Source organism: Sphingomonas sp. CBMAI 2297, assembly GCF_029870595.1.
Lineage (GTDB): Bacteria > Pseudomonadota > Alphaproteobacteria > Sphingomonadales > Sphingomonadaceae > Sphingomonas.
Map to the genome: position 1 here is coordinate 29,405 of NZ_JAPDIR010000020.1, position 20,373 is coordinate 49,777.

General features: G+C 67.2%; 1 protein-coding gene. It reads right to left on the reverse strand.

Annotation, left to right across the window (positions count from 1 at the left end):
• Positions 1-31: 31 nt before the first annotated feature.
• Complete coding sequence (locus OMP43_RS20555; RefSeq protein ID WP_280281418.1) at positions 32-20,368, reverse strand: YDG domain-containing protein; 20,337 nt, start codon at positions 20,366-20,368, stop codon at positions 32-34.
• Positions 20,369-20,373: the final 5 nt, after the last annotated feature.

The following is a 20,373-nucleotide window of genomic DNA, read 5'->3' on the forward strand; positions in this document are numbered from 1 at the left end:
CCCGCGCGGCCGGGCCGCGCGGACTCTCTTGCTACTTGTCGCCGTCGCCCGCGCCCTCACGCTCGCCATCGCCCTCGAGATTCCGGGAAGGGTTCTGGTTGAGCGAGAAGCCGCCGCCGACACCGAGTCGCAGCATTCTGAGGGCGTCGCTGGCATCGGCGCCCGATTGGGTGAAGCTGATCACGAGCGTGCCCGGGATCACGGTGAGCAGATAATTGGCCGACAGCGCGAGCGTCCCCTGCCCGATCGCATAGCTGCCCACCTGCTCGCCGGCGATACGGGCCAGCGCGCCGGTGAAGCCGTCGCCGTTCACCAGCGAGCCGGCGGAGACGGTATAGCCGAACACCGGATCGGGCTGGCCGAACAGCTTGGTCGCATCCTGCGCGGTCACGCTCACCGCGCGGCGCGTGATGTCGGCGATCACCGGCGCACCGGACAGGCTGACGGCATAGTTCCCCGCATCCGCGCCCGTCAGCGCCAGCCCGCTCACCTGCACCGCACGGCCGGTGCCGGCATTGGCATCGGCGAAGCGATAGGTGGCGGTGCCCGTCACCGTGTCGCCCGAGATCACGCCGGCGAGCGCGATCCGGCCGGTGGTGCCGGTGGTGCCGTCATAGGCGCGGCTGTCCGCCGTCGCCGTGGCGGTGATCGCGCGCTGGGCGATCGTCGCGGTGCCGGTGGCGGTGCCGCTGATCGTGTAGTTCGCCGCATCGGCGCCGTTCAGCGCAAGGCCGCTCGCGGTGGCGGTGCGGTTGCCGGCATTCTTGCTGTCGAAGGCGATGCCGCTGGCAGTCACCCCGACCTGATCGCCCAGGACGACGCCGCTCAGGCCCAGCGTGCCGGTGGCGGCGGTGGTGCCGTCATAGACGCGGCCATTGGCGGTCAGCGTCGCGGTGATCGCCTTGGCCAGGATGTCCGCCAGGTCGGTCGCCGTCGCGGCGACGACATAATTGCCCGCGTCCGTGCCCGAGAGGCTGATGCCGCTCGCCGTGACCGTCCGGGTGCCGGCGTTCTTGCTGTCGAAGGCCATGCCCGTGCTGTTCACCGACACCGCGTCGCCCGCGATCACGCCGTTCAGGCCCAGCGTGCCGGTGGCGCTGGTGGTGCCGTCATAAGTGCGGTCGTTCGCGGTCAGCGTGGCGGTGATCGTCCTGGCGATGATGTCCGCCAGCGCGGTCGCGGTGGAGCCCACGGTGTAGTTGCCCGCATCCGCGCCCGAAAGGGTGATGCCGCTCGCCGTGACGGTGTGGCCGGTGCCCGCATTCTTGTTGTCGAAGGCGTAGCTGCCGTTCACGCTCACCTGGTCACCGCCGACCACGCCGTTGAGCGCCAGGCTGCCGGTGGCGTTGGTGGTGCCGTCATAGGTGCGGCCATTGGCGGTCAGCGTGGCGGTGATCGCCTTGGCGAGGATGTCCGCCAGCGCGGTCGCCGAGCCGCTGACGACATAATTGCCCGCATCCGCGCCCGAGAGAGTGATGCCGCTCGCCGTGACGGTGCGGGTGCCGGCGTTCTTGCTGTCGAAGGCCAGCGTGCCGTTCGCCGCCACCTGGTCGTTGCCGATCAGGCCGTTCAGCGCCAGCGTGCCGGTGGCGCTGGTGGTGCCGTCATAGGTGCGGCCATTGGCGGTCAGCGTGGCGGTGATCGTTCTGGCGATGATATCCGCCAGCGCGGTCGTGCTGGTGCTGGAGATCACGTAATTGGCCGCGTCCGTGCCCGAGAGGGTGATGCCGCTCGCCGTGGCCGTGCGAGTGCCCGCATTCTTGCTGTCGAAGGCCAGGACGCCGCTCGCCGCCACCTGGTCGCCGCTTACCAGGCCGGTCAGCGTCAGGCTGCCGGTGGCGTTGGTGGTGCCGTCATAGACGCGGTTGTCGGCGGTGAGGATCGCGCTGATCACCCGGGGATCGACCACGACCGTGCCCGCGCCAAAGGCGAAGGCATAGTTCATCTCCGAGGCCAGCGTACCGAGCGCCGCATAGACCGCATAGGTGCCGGCATTGCGGCCCGCCCCGCTGAGCGCGGCTGCCCCCGACCAGGCCCCGCCCGCGCTGTCGCCGTTCACCAGCCCGGTGATCGTCGCGGTGAGGACCGGGACGGCGCCGTTATAGGTCACGTGGAAGCTGTCCGGCGTGACCGTCAGCAGCGGGCGATAGCCATAGACGAAGCGGTTGCCCGCATTCGGCGCGGTGGCGAAGGTGCCGGCATTGAAATCATAGAAGTCGCCATAATAGCTGGTGCCCGCCAGCCCGCCGAAATTGTTGTTCGGATCGGAATGGCCGAAATTGCCGCCGGTCTGGGTGTAGATCAGCCAGCGGCCGTTCGCGGCGGCCAGCGCATCGGCACCCCGCGCATTGGTGAACAGCCCGTCCGAGGCGAGCGTGATCGCGTCCCCAGCCGCCGACGACAGGATCCGGCCATTGGCCGAGATCGTCATGCCGCCATGCGAGGCGATGGTCACCGCGCCGCCATTGCCCTGGACGGTGCCGTCGATCGTCAGGCCGATATTGCTGGTGAGCTTCAGCCCGTTGCTGGCGAACTGGCCGAGCTCGGCGATGCTGTTGCCGCCCGTCAGCAGCGCCGCGCCGGTGGCACCGCCCTGCAGGCGATCGGCGATGATGTAGTAATTGTTCTGGGTCAGCGCGCCGGCGACCTGGAGGTCGAGCGTGCCGTGCACCTCTACCACGCCGTCCAGGCCCAGGTCCTGCAGGTTGCGCAGCTTGAAGCCGCCATTGTTGACGGTCACCATGCCCAGGCTGGCGACATGCGAACCGCTGCCGCCCTGGTCGAGGTCGACGCCGCCGTTCACCGCCACCACGCCGAGCGTGCTGGCCGAAACGCCGGCGCCGGTGATCCCGCCCGCGACCGCGAGCGCAACGTCGCCGCCGGCGAGATTGCCGAAGCGCAGGCTGCCCGTGCTCGCGCCGACGTTCACGACGAAGCGGCCCGAGATGTCGCCGGTGGTCACGTCGCCCTGGCCGGCGATGTTGATGTGCCCGGCACTGGTGGTCACGTCGCCGAGCGTGAGCGTGCCCGACGGTCCGGCGATCGCGATCGCCCCGACCGCGTTGATATCGCCCATGGCGAGATTGCCGGTGAGCACCCTGGCCTGCACCGTGCCGCCATCGACCGCACCGAGCGCGTCGGCCCGGTACAGATTGATCGCGAGATCGCCATCGGCATCCAGGCTCTTGCCCGCCAGCAACGTGCCGGCATTGGAGAAGGCGTTGCCGCTGGTGATCGACGCGGCATCGGCGGCGCCGAACGTCAGGTTGCCGCCCGCGCTCAGCGAGAACGCATTGGCGCCAGTGCCGGTCAGCGCGGCTCCGGCCAGCGTCAGGTCGCCGCCCGCGGCCAGGCTGATCGCGTTGCCCGCCTGGGCGTTGCGGACATGCAGCTGGCCCTGCGCGGCACGGATCGAGACCGAACCTGCGGCTGCGAAGTCCGTCGAACCAAAGTCGAAGTCGCCGGCCGTGTCGGTGATGCTGAGCGAGCCGCCCAGCGTGCCGAGCGATGCGAAGCTGTTGCCCGCGAAATGGCCGGCGGTGAGCGTATAGTCATGCGCCACGACCGGCGCCAGGTTCAGCTCGATCGTGCCGGTGCCGGCGTCGAGCGTGACATCATGGCCCTGGAGGAAGTTGATCCCCAGATTGCCGGACCGGATGGTGACGCTGCTGTTGCCGTCGGACTGGATCGTGTCGAACACGCCGGTCAGCCCGAGCAGGTTGATCGTGACGTCGCCGCCCAGCGAGACGACCGTGCCGCCGCCGGTGCCGCAGCCGCAACCGCCAAGGGTGCCGCCGGTGACGACCGAGTTCGCGACGTCGATCGCCGCCGCCGTATCGGCGCCGAGCGTGACATTGCCCTGGGCGACGAGCGCGAAGCCGTCGACCGCGGTCAGGCTGCGCACCGTGGCGCTGCCATTCGCGGCGAACTGGCCCCCGCCCGCGAGCGCGACCTGGTTGATCGCGAGATCGCCGGCAGAGAGGACCGACGCGTCCTGGGCGGCGTTCAGTTCGTCGATGGTGATCCCGCCAACGGAACTGTTCACGACCAGGTCGCCGCCCGAGCCGAGCGAGGCCGCCCGCACTTCGCCGCCGTTGATCCGGAGATAGCGGTCGGCCGTCAGGTTGGAGACGGCGCTGGTGTCGACCAGGCTATCGCTGGTCAGATAGAGATCGTTGGCCGATACGGTGCCGCCGCCCAGGGTCAGATTGCCGCCCCGGGCCTCGAGGTCGACCGTGTCGCCCGAGACCCTGGTCACGGTAAGCGCGCCGGCGTTCAGATAGGCACTGGCATTGCCGGTGGTGGCGTTCAGTTCGCCGATCGTCAGGTTGCCGTTCCGGACGTTCACCTCTGCTTCCGCCCCAGTTACCTGGGTAAGCATCGCCGAGTGGTGCAAGTTCGCATAGGCGCCGGTGTCGCCAAGAACCTTGGCCGTACCGGCGGAACCCGAAGCGCGCTCGAAATAAATGTCGTTGCCGATGCCGGAGTAATCGTTCGCGCCCAATATCGCGTCGCCGGTGGTGCTCTGCACCATCAGGTCGCCGGCCGTGCCCGTGAGCTTCGCCTGGCGCAGGATCGCGTCCCCGCCCCGCGCGTAGAGCGTGATGTTGCCGCCCGCGCTGGCATAGCCGGCGGTGATGCCGCCGCTGCCGGTGGTGGACAGGTGCACATCGCCGCCGGCTTCGATGCTGCCGGTCAGGTTCAGGGTGCCCGCGCTCGCGACACGGGCGTCGCCGGTGCCGCCATCGATATGGAAGGCCTCGAAGTTGCCGGCCGTGGTGGACACGTCGACACCCGTCGCGCCGAGCAGCTCGCTCGCCTGGATCGCGATGGCGGAGCCGGTCACCGAGCCGGAAAGCGAGCGGATCGTGCCGTTGCCGAGCAGGCCGGAGACCAGGAAGGAGATGTCGCCACCATATTCCAGCGTGCGGCCGCCCATGTCGACGGCGCCCAGGCTCGTCAGCGTCCAGGTGCCCGCCCGGGCGCCGCCCGGTGCCAGCGCGCCGTTCAGGAGCGACCCGCCGCTCAGCCTATAATCGCCCGCGACATAGACGGTGCCGATATCGACGGTGCCGATGCCCGCGTTGAGCTCGACGTCGCCGAAGCTGCTGCTCGCCCGGCCGAGCGCGATGCCCGTGCCGGTGATCGAGAGCGTGCCCGTGCCGACATCCACCTGCCCGCCGGTGATGTCGCCGACCGCCGAGATGGTGAGGCTCCGCCTTGCGCCGAACGTGGCCGGCAGGGCCAGATTGCCCTGGGTGTCGGTGATGAAGGCATCGAGCGGGACGACATCGAGCGGGTTGCCGCTCGCGAAGGTCAGCGCGCCAAGGCCGATGTCGCTGCCGGTGACCGAATAGGTGCCCGGCGTGGCGATCGAGCTCGCCTGGACATCGGCATCCGCGACCAGCGTGACGTTTGCGCCCGCTACGGTGCCGAGCAGCAGCCGGCCGAGCGACCGCGCATCGACATCGCCGGCTGCGGAGATGGCGACCGCCGCGTTGTACATGGCATCGACGCCCAGCGTCGCGTTGCCGGTGGCCTGGATCTTGACCGAGCCCGGCGTGGCGCCGACGCCGTAGTCGATGACGTTCGCACTGCCGATCGCGCCAGTCGCCCCGCCCAGCGTGACGTTGCCGCCCGAGATCAGCGCGTTGAAGCCGTCGCCCGCGGCGTCGTTGTTGTTGTTTAGATAGAGCGAGCCGACCGTGACGTTGCCGGTGCCGGTCACCGAGACATCGTCGCTGGTGGTGATGGCGCCGATGCTCAGGTCGTTCGCACCGCCATTGAAGGTGACATTGTTGCCCCAGAGCCCGCGCACATAGCCGCCTTTGGCAGTGATCAGGATGTCGCCAGAGGTATAGATGCCGGCAGTGGCGGTCAGATTTCCGTCGATGTTCAGCGTGACGTCGCCGGAGCCGAGGTTGCCGATGAGCCGCAGGTCCTGGGCGTTGGTGAAGCTGAATGCGGTGCCGCTATTGGCGGCGCCCTGCAGCCTCTGGACCTGGTTCTGCCGGTTGGCCGCGACGCCATAGCCGTAGAGCGCCAGCAGATCGACCGTCAGCGCACCCGCCGACTGGGTGATCTGGCCGGTCGCATCGATCACCGCCCCCATGGTCACGACGATATCGCCGGCGAGGTCGATCGCGCCGTCATTGTACAGCTGGAAATTGCTGGCGCTCACGTCACCGAGCGCGCTGAAGCGGATGGTGCGCGGGGACATCGGCGTATTGTAGAAATTCGCCCAATGCCCCGGCGTGGATATGTTCAACGTGCCGCCGGTGATCGGATCGGCGCCGGCGACGTTGATGTCCCCGCCCGCGATCAGCGTCATGGTCGAGCTGGTGCCGGCGGTGAGCGCGCCGGCGATGTCGAGGGCACCGCTGGTCTTGAAGGTCAGGTCGCCGCCCGCGCTCAGCGCGTTGATCCTGCCGATCGTGTTGCTGCCGCCGAGCAGCATGTCGCCGGTCGCCGAACCCGTAATGCTCGCGGCGCTGATGAGCGAGCCGGCGGACTGAGTGACCGAGCCGTTGGTCGCGGCCACGCTGAAGGCGCCCGCCGCGATGACGTTGCCGGTCAGGCTGACATTCGCGGCACTGATCGAGACGGTGCCGCTCCCCGCCGAGAGATTGCCGAACTGGCCGACGCGATCGGTGCCGAACAACAGGCTGATATTGCCCGCAAGGGCGGTGGCGCCGAGCGTGCCGCTGATATCGGCACCGGCACCGCTATCGGTGACGCTGGTGCCGCGGACGAACAAATTGCCGTCCACGGTCGCGTTGTTCAGGGTGACCGCGCTGCCGGTCGCCGAGACCGTCGCATTGCCGTTGAAGTTGAAGTTCAGCTCGAGCGGCCCAGCCCCGGAGATGTTGTTCAGCGTTGCCGTGCCGGCGGTGCCGGTGTTGCTCAGGCTGATCATCGGCGTGGTGATCACGCCGCCGCTGGCCATGGTCAGCGCGAAGTCGGTCGCCAGCGCCGAGCGGACAAAGGCGACGCTGCCGGTGCCGTTCAGCCAGCCGGTGATGTCGGTCGTGCCCACCGCCAGCGAGATATTGACGCCGGAGAGATTGCCGAGATGGGCGATGACGTTGTCGCCGGTCAGCTCGATATCGCCGCCGGTGGCGTCGATATTGAGCAGGTTCGCCTTGACCGAGTTGGCGGTGATGCGGCCGACGGTCAGGTCCACCGTGCCGTTCCCGGCGGCGATCCGGCCGGCATTGAAGATATTGGAGCTGGTGGTGAGCGTGATGTCGCCGTTCTGCGAGGTCAGGCTGTCGATATAATTGAAGCTGCCGCCGAGCAGCTCGACGCTCCCCGCAGCAGTGACGTCGAGGATGTTGGCGGTGAACAGACCGCCCGGGTTGGTGACGCTGCCGGTATCCGAATAGAGGCCGAGCGTGCTGCCGGCATGGACGGTGCCCCACAGCGCGACGTCACCGACATTGCGGAAGAGGAAGTCGCCACTGGTGGTGACCGTGCCGAGCCGGCCGACCGCATTGGCCTGCTGCAGGTCGGCGCTGTCCGCGTCGACGCTCAGCGTCTGCCCGGTGATCGTGCCGCCGGTCTGGTTGATGCCCGCGGCGCCGTTCAGCGTGACGCTGGTTCCGGCGGTGATGGCGCCGGTCAGGTCATAGGCGGCCGCGCCGTTATAGGTCAGCTCGGTGCCGGCACTGAGCGCGCCGACGGTGCCGATCGCATTGGCCTTGTCGAGCGAGAGCGAGCCATGCGCCGAGGCGGTGATCGAGCCGCCGGTCATCGCGCCCGACTGCCAGATATTGCCGTTGATCGAACGGACGTCGATCGCCCCGCCATTCGCCGCGGTGATGCCGGCGATCGTGAAGGTGCCGGTGTTGACGAAGGTGACGTCGTCGCCCGCCAGGATCACGTCGCTGCCGGCGTCGATCTGGTTGGCCGCGCCCAGATCGATATCGCCCGCCGCGCTCACCCTGAGCCAGCCGGTGTTGATCCGGCCGCCCGTCTGGCGGACCGCGCCGCCGGCATTCAGCGTGAAGGTGTCGTCCGCATCGACATCGGCGGTCAGCGTGACCGCATCCAGGCTGGCGATCTTGACATAGCCATTGGGGCTGCTCAGCGCGCCGAGCGAGGCGATGTGGTTGGTCGCGCCGTTCAGGTCGACAAAGGCATAGCCGGTGGCGATCAGCTTGTTCGCGGTGATCGAGCCGGAGGTCTGGCGGACATAGCCGCCATTCGCCGTGCCGCCGAGCGTGACGGTGTCGCCGCTGATATCGCCCTGGATATCCAGCAGGGTGGAGAGGATCGAGACGTCGCCCGTCGTGGCGGTCGCGCCATAGACATAGCTCATATTGCCGGTGAGCGAGATGCCGGTCGCCGCCTGGGCGGTGATCCCGCCGCTGTTGACCGCCCCGCCCGCCATCGAGATCGAGCCGCTCTGGCTGGTCAGGATGCTCTGGTACATCCCGTTCTGGATCGCGCCCGAGATGGTGAAGCTGCCGGCATTGGTGAAGGAGAGCTGCCCCCCGCTGAACCCGCCGAGCGAAGCGACATGGTTGGCGGTGGTCAGGTCGACATAGCCGCCGGCGAGGTTCAGCGTCAGCGTGCCGGCGGTGATGTTGCCGCCAGTGAGATTGTCGCCATTGTTGATCGTGACGTTGTGGCTGCCGGCGTCGATCGCGTCGATCTGCAGCGCCGTCCCGTTGCGCAGGTTGAGATTCGAGCCGGTGGAGATCAGGCCGATGCGGCTGATCTGGTTGCCGCTATTGTCGAGCACGACATTGGTGCCGGTGGCCGAGAAGATGCCGGCGACGATCGAAGTGCCGGCCTGCTGGGTGACGGCGCCGCCGTCCGAGATCATCTCGACGATATGGCCGGCCGCGCTGATGTTGCCGAGCGCGAAATCGCCGGTGTTGCGGAAGCGCAGGTCCTTGCCGTTCGAGTTCAGCGTCGCCAACGCGACGTCGTTGCGGTTGAGCAGGCTGATGCCGTTGGTCGCGCCCGTGCCGCTCGTCGCCTGAAGCTCGCTCGAGCGGATCACGCCGGTGCCGGTCTGGGTGAGGTTTCCGGCGGCGATGAGCCTCACCAGGCCCGGCGCCGAGATCTCGCCGTCGAGCGTCAGGTTGCCGCTGGCGTTCAGCGTGAAGCGGCCGTTCGTGGTGACGTCATTCACCGTGCCGATCGCATTGGCCTGGCCGAGCAGGATGTCGCCGCCGAGCGAAGTGACGGTCAGGGCGCCGGCGGAGATGGCGGCGATCTGGTTGATCCCGCCGGTGTCCGAGGTGAGCGAGAGCAGGCCGGGCGTGCTGACGGTGCCGAGTCTGATCGAGTCCACCGAACGGAAGCGGATGTCGCCGGTGGTCGATACGAGCTCGATGCTGCCGAAGGGGTTGGTATTGTTGGCCGCGCCAAGGGTGATCGCGCCATCCGCATGCGCGATCAGGTTGTCGCCGGTCAGCGTCCCGCCCTGCTGCAGGATCGCGCCGCTGTTCGAATAGAGCGCCAGCTGCTGGCCGAACGCGCCGACATTGTCGGTCAGGATCAGGTCGCCGGCATTGGCAAGCGTGATGTCGCCGCTGGAGCCGAGGTTGCGGACCGCGCCGAAACGGGTGACCGCGTTGGCGTTGCTGTCCAGGCGGATGCCGCCATCCGCGGTGAGTGTGGCCGTGTCGCCCACAGTCAGGATGGTGCCGACATTCTGGCGGATCGCGCCGCTATCCGAGACCAGCGTGAGGTTGCCGCCCACCGTCATATTGGTCAGCGCGATATCGCTACTGTTGCGGAAGCGCAGATCGCCGCTGGTGGTGCCGAGCCCGCCCAGCGCGGTCACGTTGTTGGCATGGAACAGGTCGAGCCCGGTGCTGGCGTAAGCCGAGAGGCTGGCGGCGGTGATCGCGCCGCTCGTCTGGCTGATCGCGCCGTCGATGGAAATGAGCGTGACGGCGTTGCTCAGGATGCTGCCGACCAGCGTCAGATCGTCGCGCACCGTGAAACTGGCCGCATTGGCCGCAGTCAGGCTGCCGAGCTGCCCGACCTGGTTCGCCCGGGTCAGCACGATCTGGTTGCCCGCGCTCGCGTCCAGCCGGGCCGCGGTGATGATGCCGGCATTCTGGTTGATCGAGCCCAGGGTGGCGTTCAGCGAGACGGCATTGCCGCCGCCGGCCGTGATGTCGCCGCCCAGCGCGAAGCCGCTGTTGCTGGAATAGGAGATGCCGCCATTCTGCGTCGCCAGGCCATAGATCGTCCCGACATCGTTGTTGGCGTTCATGGTGATCGCACCGGCGGCGGTGACGTCGAGCCCGCCCGCCGTGATCGCGCCGCCGAGCTGGGAAAGCGTGCCGCCCGTGCCGAGCGACAGGCGCCCGGTGCCGAGGTTGATCGTGCCGTTGACGCTGAGGCTCGAGCTGGACCGGAAGGATGCGTCGCCGCCCGCGGTGACGTTGCCCAGCGTGCCGATCCGGCCGCCCAGGTTGATGGTGCCGGAAGCCGCTGCGTTCAGCGTGTCGACATTCACATAGTCGCCAAGGTTGCCGATGCTGCCATTGGTGACGGTGAGCGAGGCGGTTCCGCCCTCCACGGCGCCGAACCGGGTATTGCCGTCCGAGACGACGGTGATGCCGCCACCATTATAGGCGATCAGTGCGTCTACGCTGCCCAGCTGGTTGGTGGCGCTGGTCAGCGAGATGCCGCTCGCGCGCAGGTCGAGGAAATTGCCCGGAGCGTAGAGGATCTGGCCGGCGCTCTGCGTGATGTTGCCGCCCTGGCTCCAGAGCTCGAAATAGGGCGAGCTGATCGTACCGGTCAGCGCGACATTGCCGCTGGTGTAGATCTGCGCGGCGGTGTTGACGTTGCCGACCCCGGCGATGCTGTTCCAGATCCCGCCCGAACCGCGCAGGCTGAAGCTCTGGCCACCGCTCAGATTGATCGCGCCCGAAGTGATCAGGCCGCCATTCTGCCGGACATTGGCGTTGGCAGCGATCGTAGTGAGCGAGAGCGACTGGCCGTTCAGCGCGTTGATGTCGCCGGTGATGTCGAAGCTGTCGGCATCGGTATAGGCGATGCCGCCAGAGGCAGCGTTGGTCAGTCCGGCGATGTTGGCGACATTGTTGGTCGCGCTGGTGAGCGAAAGGCCGGTGGACGCGGTGGCACGCAGCGTGCCGGCGACGATCCCGCCGCTGCTCTGCGTCATCGCATGGCCGATGCTGACCAGCAGCACTTCCTGGCCCGCCGCCGAGATGTTGCCCGCCAGGTCCAGGTTCGTGAAGGTGGAGAAGAGGATGCCGCCGCTGGTGCTGTTGGTCAGCCCGGCGATGGTGCCGATGGCATTGCCGGCATGGCCGAAGGCGATGCCCGTCGCCGCCTTCGCGAAGAGGCTGTTCGCGGCGATCGGGCCACCCTGGCTGATCGCGCCGGTATCGGAGGTCAGCGAGAGCGCATTGATGGCATAGCCCGGTATCCCGGCGAAATCGATGCTTCCCAGATTGCGGAGCGTGACATTGCTGCCGTCGCCATAGGCGAAGCTGGAGCTGGCGCCAGTGAAGTCGTTCGCGCCGCCGAGGATCAGGTCGCCGCCCGCAGTCACGCTCAGGCTCGGCGCCACGATCTTGGCATTGCCGCTCTGCACCACCGAACCGCCGGCAGCGCTCAGCGTCGCGCTGGCCGCCGAGATCGTGCCGGCCGTCTGGGCGATCCCGCCGCTCGTCGCGGTGAGCGTCGCGCCGTTGGTGGCCGTCACGTTGCCGTCGAGCGTGAATCCGGTGCTGGCGAAATCGATGCTGGTGCCGCTCAGGCCGTGCACCGTCGCGACCTGGTTGCTGCTGCTCGTCGCCGAAAGCTGGCCGCCGGCATTGACGGTGAGCGAGCTGGCCTGGAGGCCGAAATTGTTGACGGTGATGTCGCCCGCCGCGCTCAGGGTGACGTCGCCCGCGGGGTTCATGAACTGCAGGTACAGCGCGTCGCCGTTCAGTCGCACGGTGCCGCCAGCACGGACCACGGTGGGCGTCGCGGCGCCGAAGCTGTTGCTGCCCATCAGGTCGAGATTGGCGCCGGTCAGGATCGATGCATTGGCATCGATGCGTCCCGTGCCGCTCTGCACGATGTCGCCGCTGCCGCGCAGGGTGACGTCATTGGCCGAGATCGTGCCCGCCGTCTGCGAGATGCCGCCGCCATTGGCCAGCAGGTTGACCGAGCGCAGCCCCACCTTGCTGGCGCTGACGTCGCCCGCGACGGCGAAGCTGCCGGCATTGGAGACGAGGACGTCGCCATAGGTGGCGACCAGCTTGCTGAAGCTGTTCACGTCGACGCTGTTGGTCAGGTCGATATGGCCGGCGGTCATCGACAGGCCGTCGACATTGATCCCGCTCGAGGCGAGATTGCCCCCGGCGGTCACCACGGCATTGCCGGTGGTGTTGAGCCCCACGACGATCCCACCCGAACCGCCATTGTTGAGGGTGATGGTGCCGCCGCCGGTCGAGGTGCCGATGAAGTTGGTGAAGCGGTTGTCGCCGCCGAGCGTGATGTTGCTCGCCGCTGCCATGGCGCCGGTGGTGACGTTGACGGTCCCACCGCTCTGGGTGATCGCGCCGGCCGTGGCGATCAGGCTCGTCGCGATGGCCGTGAAGGTGCCGGTCAGATCGATATTGTTGTCGGCGACCAGGGTGAAGCCGCTGTTGACGCCGATGCCGTCGAGCTTGATGTCACCCGCGGCGTAGATGGTGGCGTTGATGGCAACCACGCTGAGCTTGTCCGCATCGACCTTGCCATGCGGGGTGGTCACCACGCCGACGGTGGTGGTGCCCGTGGTGATGTTGCCGGTGGTGCTGAGGAACACGGTGCCGGGCGCGGTGATGTCGCCTTCGATCGCCAGGCCGCCGGTGTCGCGGATGCGGATGTCGCCGACATCGGTGGTGAGACCCGCCAGTGTCGTGAAGTTGTTCGAACTGCTGTTGAAGCCGATGCCGGTCGCGGCATGCGCGATGAGCGTGTTCGCGGTCAGGGCGCTGGTCTGGCTGATCGTGCCCGTGTCCGAGGTCAGGTTCAGCGTGCCGATCGCCGTGCCGTTGCTCGGCAGCAGCAGGTTGCCCTGATTCCGGATGGTAACGTCCGCGCCCACGCCATGGCCCATGTCCGTCAGCGTGCCGAAATTGTTCGCGCCGCCGATCAGCAGGCTGGTGCCCGCGCCGATCGCCAGCCGGTCGGCAGTGATCCCGCCCGCGCCCTGGGTGATCGCGCCGCCGCCGGCGTAGATCTGGACGCCGCCGCCGGAGATGTTGCCGCTCAGGCCGAGCGCGGTGGCGGTGTAGATGTTGATGTCGGTGCCGCTCGTGCTCTTGGCAGTCAGGTCGCCGAGCCCGCGGATCTTGTTGTTGCCATAGGTGAAGACGATGCTGCCGTTGGTGGCGGTGGCGGTCAGCTTGTTGGTCTCGACATAGACGCCGGTGATATTGCCGGTATCCGAGGTCAGCGTGAGGTTGCCGTTGTTCGCGACCTGGTTGCCCGCCCCGCCCAGGTCGAGCGTGCCGACCGTGCGCAGCGTGAAGTCGCGGCTGATCGAATAGGCGTCGAGCGCGCCGATCTCGTTCGCCCCGCCCAGCGAGACGTCGATGCCGGTGAGCGCCAGGGTGTTCGCCACCACCTTGGCGCCGCTTGACTGGGTGATATTGCCCACGGCCTGGAGCTGGACATTGTCGCCGGAGATCGTGCCGCTGTTCTGCAGGATCGAGTTCTGGCTCGAATAGAGGCGGATATACTGGCCGGGGGCGTTGGCGGTGACGTTGCCGTCGAGCTTGATGTCGCCCTTGTTCTCGATGTCGATCGCACCGGCCGACGAGGTGAGATAGCGATAGCTGCCGACATTGATGGCGACGGTCTGGTCGTTCAGATAGATTCCGCCGGCCGCGTTGATACCCACCGAGCGCGCGATCACGCTGTCGTTGTTGCCGGCCGCGCCGCCGGCATCGACGGTCAGGTCGCCGGTGGTGTCGATCTTGAAGAAGATATTCGCATTGCCGGTGAGATTGATGTCGCCGCCATTGCTCGAGCTCGCCCAGATGATCGCGTTGCCGGTGCTATCGAGCGTGATGCTGTCACGGGCGGTGGCGGCAACCGAGTTGGCCGAGATTGAGCCGCTGGCGCCGCGCCCGATCGTGCCGAAATTCGCTTTCAGCGTCGCGTCGCCGCCATTGGTGTTGAGCAGGCCGGCAACGGTGAGATTGCCGTCGGTGTCGATCGCGAAATTGCCGTTGGTGGTGACGGCGCCGAGCTGGACGTTGCCGCCGGCGATCAGATTTGCACTGGTCCCCGACACGTTGAGCAGGCCGCCCGCGACGACCAGCCCGCCATTGGTGGTGATCGCGCCGCCCGAAGTGAGCGAGAGCGCGCCGGCTGCGCGCACCTGGCCGGTCAGGTCGAAGGCATCGCTATCGACGATGGTGACGTTGCCGCCGGTGCTGCGGATCGCGCCGAGATGGTCGAAGTCGTTGCCCTGATCGAGCACGATATCGCCGGCCGCATTGGCCTTGAGCGTGCCCGCGGTGATGAAGCCGCCATTGGTGCTGGTCTGGCTGATCCCGCCAGTGTCCGAGGTCAGGTCGACGGTCGCCCCGCCGGCCTGCACCAGATAATCGAGCACGATGCCACCGACATTGCGGATCGTGATGTCGTGATAGGCGCCGAGAGAGTCCTTGTTGGTATTGAGCCCGCCGAACACATCGACCTGGTTCGCGCCGGTCAGCGAAATGGTGCCGTCGGTGGTGACGTTGAGCCGGCCCGCGTCGATGATGCCGCCGGTCTGGTTGACGGAGCCCTGTTCGGCGCCAAGGCTCACATTGCTAGCGGTGATGTTCCCGGTCAGCGTCATGTTCCCGTAGTAGGTCCACAGGAAAACCGAGTTGGCGCTGACATTGCCCACCGACGCGATCGTGCCGGAGAGATTGACGCTGCCCACTGCCGAAGCGGTCAGGAGCGAGGTGCTGATCCCGGTATTGGTGCTGAGGATGCTGCTCGTATCCGAGATCAGCGTGAGCGCGCCGCCGCCGCGATAGGAGTAGCTGGCGAAGCCCGGGCTGAGATCGATGAGCCCCAGATTGCGCAGCGTCAGGTCGCCGCCCACGTTCAGGCCGGTGATCCTGGTGAAGTCGTTGGCCCCGCCCAGCGTCGTGGTGCCGCCGCTGGTCAGCGACAGGTCGGTGCTGTGCAGGCTCGCGCCCGCTCCCTGGCTGATCGTGGTGCCGGCATTGAGCGCCATCGTGTCGGCGGTGAGCGTCGTGCCCGCATTCTGGGTGATCGCGCCGCTGGTCGAGGTCAGCGCCAGGCTGTTGCCGGCCGCATTGATCGACTGGCTAATGTTGAAGCTGCCGGCATTGGTGAAGGCGCTCGCCCCGCCCGCGCTCAGCGTGCCGAGATTGGTGACGGCGTTGGCGCGGGTCGCGTTTACCCCGGCGGTCGCCGACAGGTTCAGCGTATCGGCGGTGATCACGCCGCCGGTCTGGTTGAGCGCGCCTAGTTCGTCGGAAATCGTCACCGTCTGGCCGATGGCGCTGATATTGCCGGCCAGCGTGGCGCCGTAGCCACCGTTGTTGGTGGCGATGCGGATGCCGCCACTCGTGGTGTTGGTGAGGGTACCCAGATTGATGATGTTGTTCGCGCCAAAGGCACCGCCCGACAGGTCGATGCCGGTGACCGCGCTCAGGTTGAGCGTATTGTACGCATTGACATAGCTCGTTCCGCTCTGCTGGGTGATCGCGCCGCCCGAGGTCAGCGAGATCGTGTCGCCCGAGAGGCCTTGTATAATGGCGAGGTCGCCCACGGTGTTGATCGTGACGCTGGTGCTGCCCTGCGTCTGGAGCAGCTTCGCGAACTGGTTCGCGCGGGTGAAGGTGACCGTGCCGGCCTGAGCGCCGAAAGCGTCGGCGCTGATGATGCCCGCGCTCTGCGTAATCGCGCCGTTGTTGCCGGCGCGCAATATGATGGACCCGGCGCCAGCGGTGAGGTTGCCCGCGACGTCGAAGCCGTCGGCATCCTGATACAGGGTGCTCCAGCCGAGATTGGTGATCCCGCCGATCGTCGTGACATTGTTGTTGGTACTGCCCAGCGCGGTATAGCCAGCAGCGTTCAGAATGAGCTGGTTCGCGCGGACATAGATGCCGGCGCCGTTGTTCTGGGTGATGCCGCCGGTGTTCGAGGTCAGCGTGAGCGTGCCGCCCGTGGCGTCGATCCGGCTGTCAAGAATGATGTTGCCGTCGTTGCGGAACGTGATGTTGTGGCCACTGGTGAACAGATTGGCGATGAGGCTGCCCACCGTGGTGACTGCATTCGCCTGGTCGAGCGTGATGTTGTTGTTGGCGGCGACATAGAGCGTGCCGGCGGTGATCTTGGTGCCGGCGTTCTGGGTGATCCCGCCATTCATGGCGAGCAGAGTCACAGTCGTGGCGGTGATGTCGCCGGTCAGGGTGAATCCGGGAACATCGGTGCCGATCTGGATGTCGCCGGCCGCCGTCAACGTGCCGAGCGAACCGATCAGATGAGAGCCCCCGCCAATCAGGATCGAGCCGTTCAGCGCCGTGGCGGTTAGCTTCGAGGTGGTGAGCACATTGCCGGCACTGATGTCGCCGGTGTCCGAGGTCACGGTCAGCGCGCCGCCCAGGGTGGCGCCGCCGCCGGTCGTCGGATCGAGATCGATGCTGCCCAGGTTGCGCAGCGTCAGATCGCCACCGATCGAGAGAGCGGCGATGCTGGTGAAGTCATTGGCCTGCCCAAGCGCCACATTGCCGCTGCTGGTGAGCGACAGGGCACCGCCGTGCAGCGTCGCGCCGCTGGCCTGGGTGATCGCGGAGGCGCCATTCAGCTTGATGATGTCGCCGGTGATCGTGCCCGAATTCTGCAGGATGCTCCCGCCCGAGGTCAGGCTGACGGTGTTGCCCGTACCGCCGGCGGTGACGTTGCCGGCGAGCTTGATATCTCCCTGGAGGTCGACGCTGACCAGGCCGTCGTCGGTGGAGAGGTGGCTGAAGCTGCCGACATCGACCGTAAAGCCCGTGTTGATCAGGCCGATTCCGGTGCCGGCGGTGATCGACACCGAATGCGCGCCCAGATCGCCGGTGTTGTACGCCTGCCCACTCGTCTCGACGGTGAGGGCGCCGGTGGTGGTGGCCGCGAAGCCGAGATCATTGTCGCTGCTGAGATGGATGTCGCCGCCACCCGTCGAGGTCGCCCAGAAATTGGCGAAGCCCGAACCGACAAGCGTGATCGCCCCCGTTGCATAGGCATTGGTCGCCCAGGCCGAGATCGTGCCGCCATTGCTGGTGATCGCGCCATTGGTGGTGGACAGGATCAGGGTGCTGGTGCCGGTATTGATCGCGCCGGTCAGATCGATGTTGCCGTCGCTGCTCAGGTAGAAATTGCCGCCGCCAGAAGTGCTCACTGCGCCCAGCTTGATGGCCCCGGCCCCGGTCAGCGATGCGCCGCCGCCGGCGGTTACCGCCAGCGTGCCGCCGAGCGAAAGCGCGCCCGAATAGGTTTCGATCGCCCCGTCGGACCTGAGGGTGATGTTGCCCGCCGCCGCGCTGATATCGCCATTGATGTCGAAGCCATTGTCTTCTCTAAGGCTGATATTGCCCGTCGCGCTCGTCAGGCCGGTGACGCTGCCGACCTTGTTCACGATGTAAGTCGCATCGTCGAGCAGGATGTCGCCATGCGCCTGGACGTTCAGCGTGTCGGCGATGAAGCCGCCGTACACGCCGACGGAACCCTCGTCCGAGATCAGCTTGAGCGTGTGGAAGGGAACGAGCCACATGCCCAAATTACTAGTATCGAAGTACAGATTGCCGACCGAGCGTATCGTGACGTCGGCGTTGGTGCCCCAGCTGAAATAGGGGAAAGCGCCTAACTGGTTCGCGCCGATTAACAGCAGGTCGGTACCGGCAATTGCCCCAAAATTACCATTGCTTCCCTGAATGCTCGCGCCGCTGTCCTGGTTGATCGCGTAGGTGGCGCGGAGTGAAATGTCGGCGCCGAAGATCGTGCCGGCGGCCTGGGTCAGCGTGCCGTTCGGCGCGACCAGCTCCACCCGACCGACGTCCGCTCGGCCGACATCCCCGTCGACCGTGAAGTCGCCGTTGTTATAGACAGAGACGTTCGTGCCGATCAGCCGATGATAGGTGCCGACAGCGACGGTGTTGCCATTGCTGCCGATCTGGATGTCGTGAGCGGCCTCGGCGGTCAGCGAACTGGCGGTGAGGCCGGGCCCCACGACGACATCGCCACTCTCGCCATACAGGCTGACATTGCCGAGCGCGCCGTGGAGGTAGAGTTTCATCGCGTCGCCGCGAATCCGCACATTGCTGCCGTTGCCGCTGGTGACGTCCGAAACAAGGCTCTGGTCGCCCAGATGGTTGCCCGTCTGGTTCAGGTCGATCCCGGTGACGGCGTTGAGGGTGAAGCTGGTGCCCAGGCTGATCGTGCCGCTGGTCTGCCGGATCGCGCCGCCGCGCGAAGTGAGCGACATCGCGCCGCCCGCATGGATGACGCCGCCGAGAACGAGATTACCGTCCATCGCAAGCGTGATGTTGCCGCCCGCGCTCAGATCCCCGAACTCGGTGTAGCCGCCATCGGAGCTGAGGTTGATCGCGCCGCCCGCGGTCACGAACAGCCCGCCGGAGATCAGCGCGTTCGTGCCCGAAGACGTCGCATCGCCCCCGACGGTGAAGTGCGCGCCCGAGAAGGTGTTCACCTTGAAATCGAGATTGCCCGTCGCGTTGACCGTGATGCGCTCGCCATCGGTGGAATTGGCGATGAGGCTGGTGAAGCTGTTGGCCTTGCCGAGATCGATCTCACCAAGGGCGTTGGCGACCACGCTGCCGACCAGCCCGGCGCCGCCCGTCTGGCGGATCGCGCCGTTCGCGGCGTTGAGGATGACTTTATAGCCGAGGTCGTTCGCGCTGCCGCTCAGGTTCAGCGTCAGGTCGCCGGTGCTGTTGACCGTGAGATCATTGGTGATCGCATAGACATATTCGAGCGTGGCGGCGCTATCGAGGTTGTAGGCGCCGCCGCCGGACAGCATGGCGCTGCCGGCCCGGATGAGGCCGCTGCCGCTGGCCTGGCCGATGTTCAGGTTGGCGCGGCCGGACGAGACGATGTCGCCGGCGATCTCCGTGCTGCCGAGGCCGTTGTAGAAGGTGATGTCGCCGCCGGCGGTGATGCCGTTGATCTTGGCGATCTGGTTGGAGCCGCCGAACTGCATCGAACCGCCGGACCGGGCCGTCAGCGTGCCGGTGGTGATTGCGCCGATATTGCTCCAGAGCACCCCCTCGGCGGCAAGGTCGACCGTACCCCCGGCGGCGTTCATGTTGGTGCCGACAGTGATCGAGCCGCTGGACAGCATCGAGATCGCAGGCGCGGTGAAATCCATGAAGTTGCCGCTGGCGATATCCGCACCGCCATTGCCGGCGACGGCAGCCGCATCCGCCGCGCCGTTCACGATATTGTGCCCGGTGGTGAGGACGATCGCGCCGGTCTCGTCGAGCGCCGCAGTCGTCGCGGTCAGGTTGCCCGTGAGCAGCAGGCGGGACATGACGCCGGTCTTCGAGACGAGCGCGGCGAACACGCGGTTGCCGCTGGTCGCGCCGCCGAGCGTGAGGGCGTCGGCATCGCCGGTGCCGTCGGCCCCGCTGGCCACTTCGAAGCTGAGCAGGTCGAGATCGTCCGCGCCGGTCTGGCGGAAGCTGATCTGGTATTTGGCCGCCGCGCCATAGAGCACGTTGCCGCCGTCCTGCGCCGAGATGCTCGATCCCGCCTCGGTGGTGATCACCGGCGCCACCAGCGCGATCGCGCCGCCATGGCTGGTGATCTGGGCGCCGTTCTGCACGGTGATGCCGGTGCCGCTCGCCGCGCCGGTGAAGCCGAAGCTGGTCGCGGTATCGTCGAGGAAGCCGCCTGGGCTCGAATCGGTCGCGCGGTCCACCGCCGCGGTGGTGACGAGCAGGCCGCCGGTGCTGATCCGGGCATTGGCCCCGATCACCACGCCATTGGCGTTGTAGATCCAGATATTGCCGCCGGCCGCTCCGCCGGCGCCGATCGTGCCGTTGAGGTTGCCGTTGATCGTGCTCGAAGTCGCGCTGTTGACGCGGTTGAGTACGATGTCGTTGCGATTGGCGAAGACGAAATTGGCGGTGTCGCCGCTGTTTATGTCGAACCGGCTCCAGTCGATCACCGTGCGCGAGCCGTTCAGCGTCACATTGGTGGTGTTGGCGTTCGGCTGGTCGATCACGGGGGCGCCGCCATTGCCGGTCGCGCCGGTCTGGACGAGCTGCGCGTGCGCGGGCGCCGCCCAGAGCGCGGCGAACGCGAGCGCGCCGAAGGCCGAGGTGGTGAAGAGGCGGCTGCGGCGGCGGGGGGCGGACATGAGCA

Bases quoted from the DNA above. Each gene is read 5' to 3' on its own strand.
- OMP43_RS20555 (WP_280281418.1), bottom strand. From the start codon at position 20,368: ATGTCCGCCCCCCGCCGCCGCAGCCGCCTCTTCACCACCTCGGCCTTC.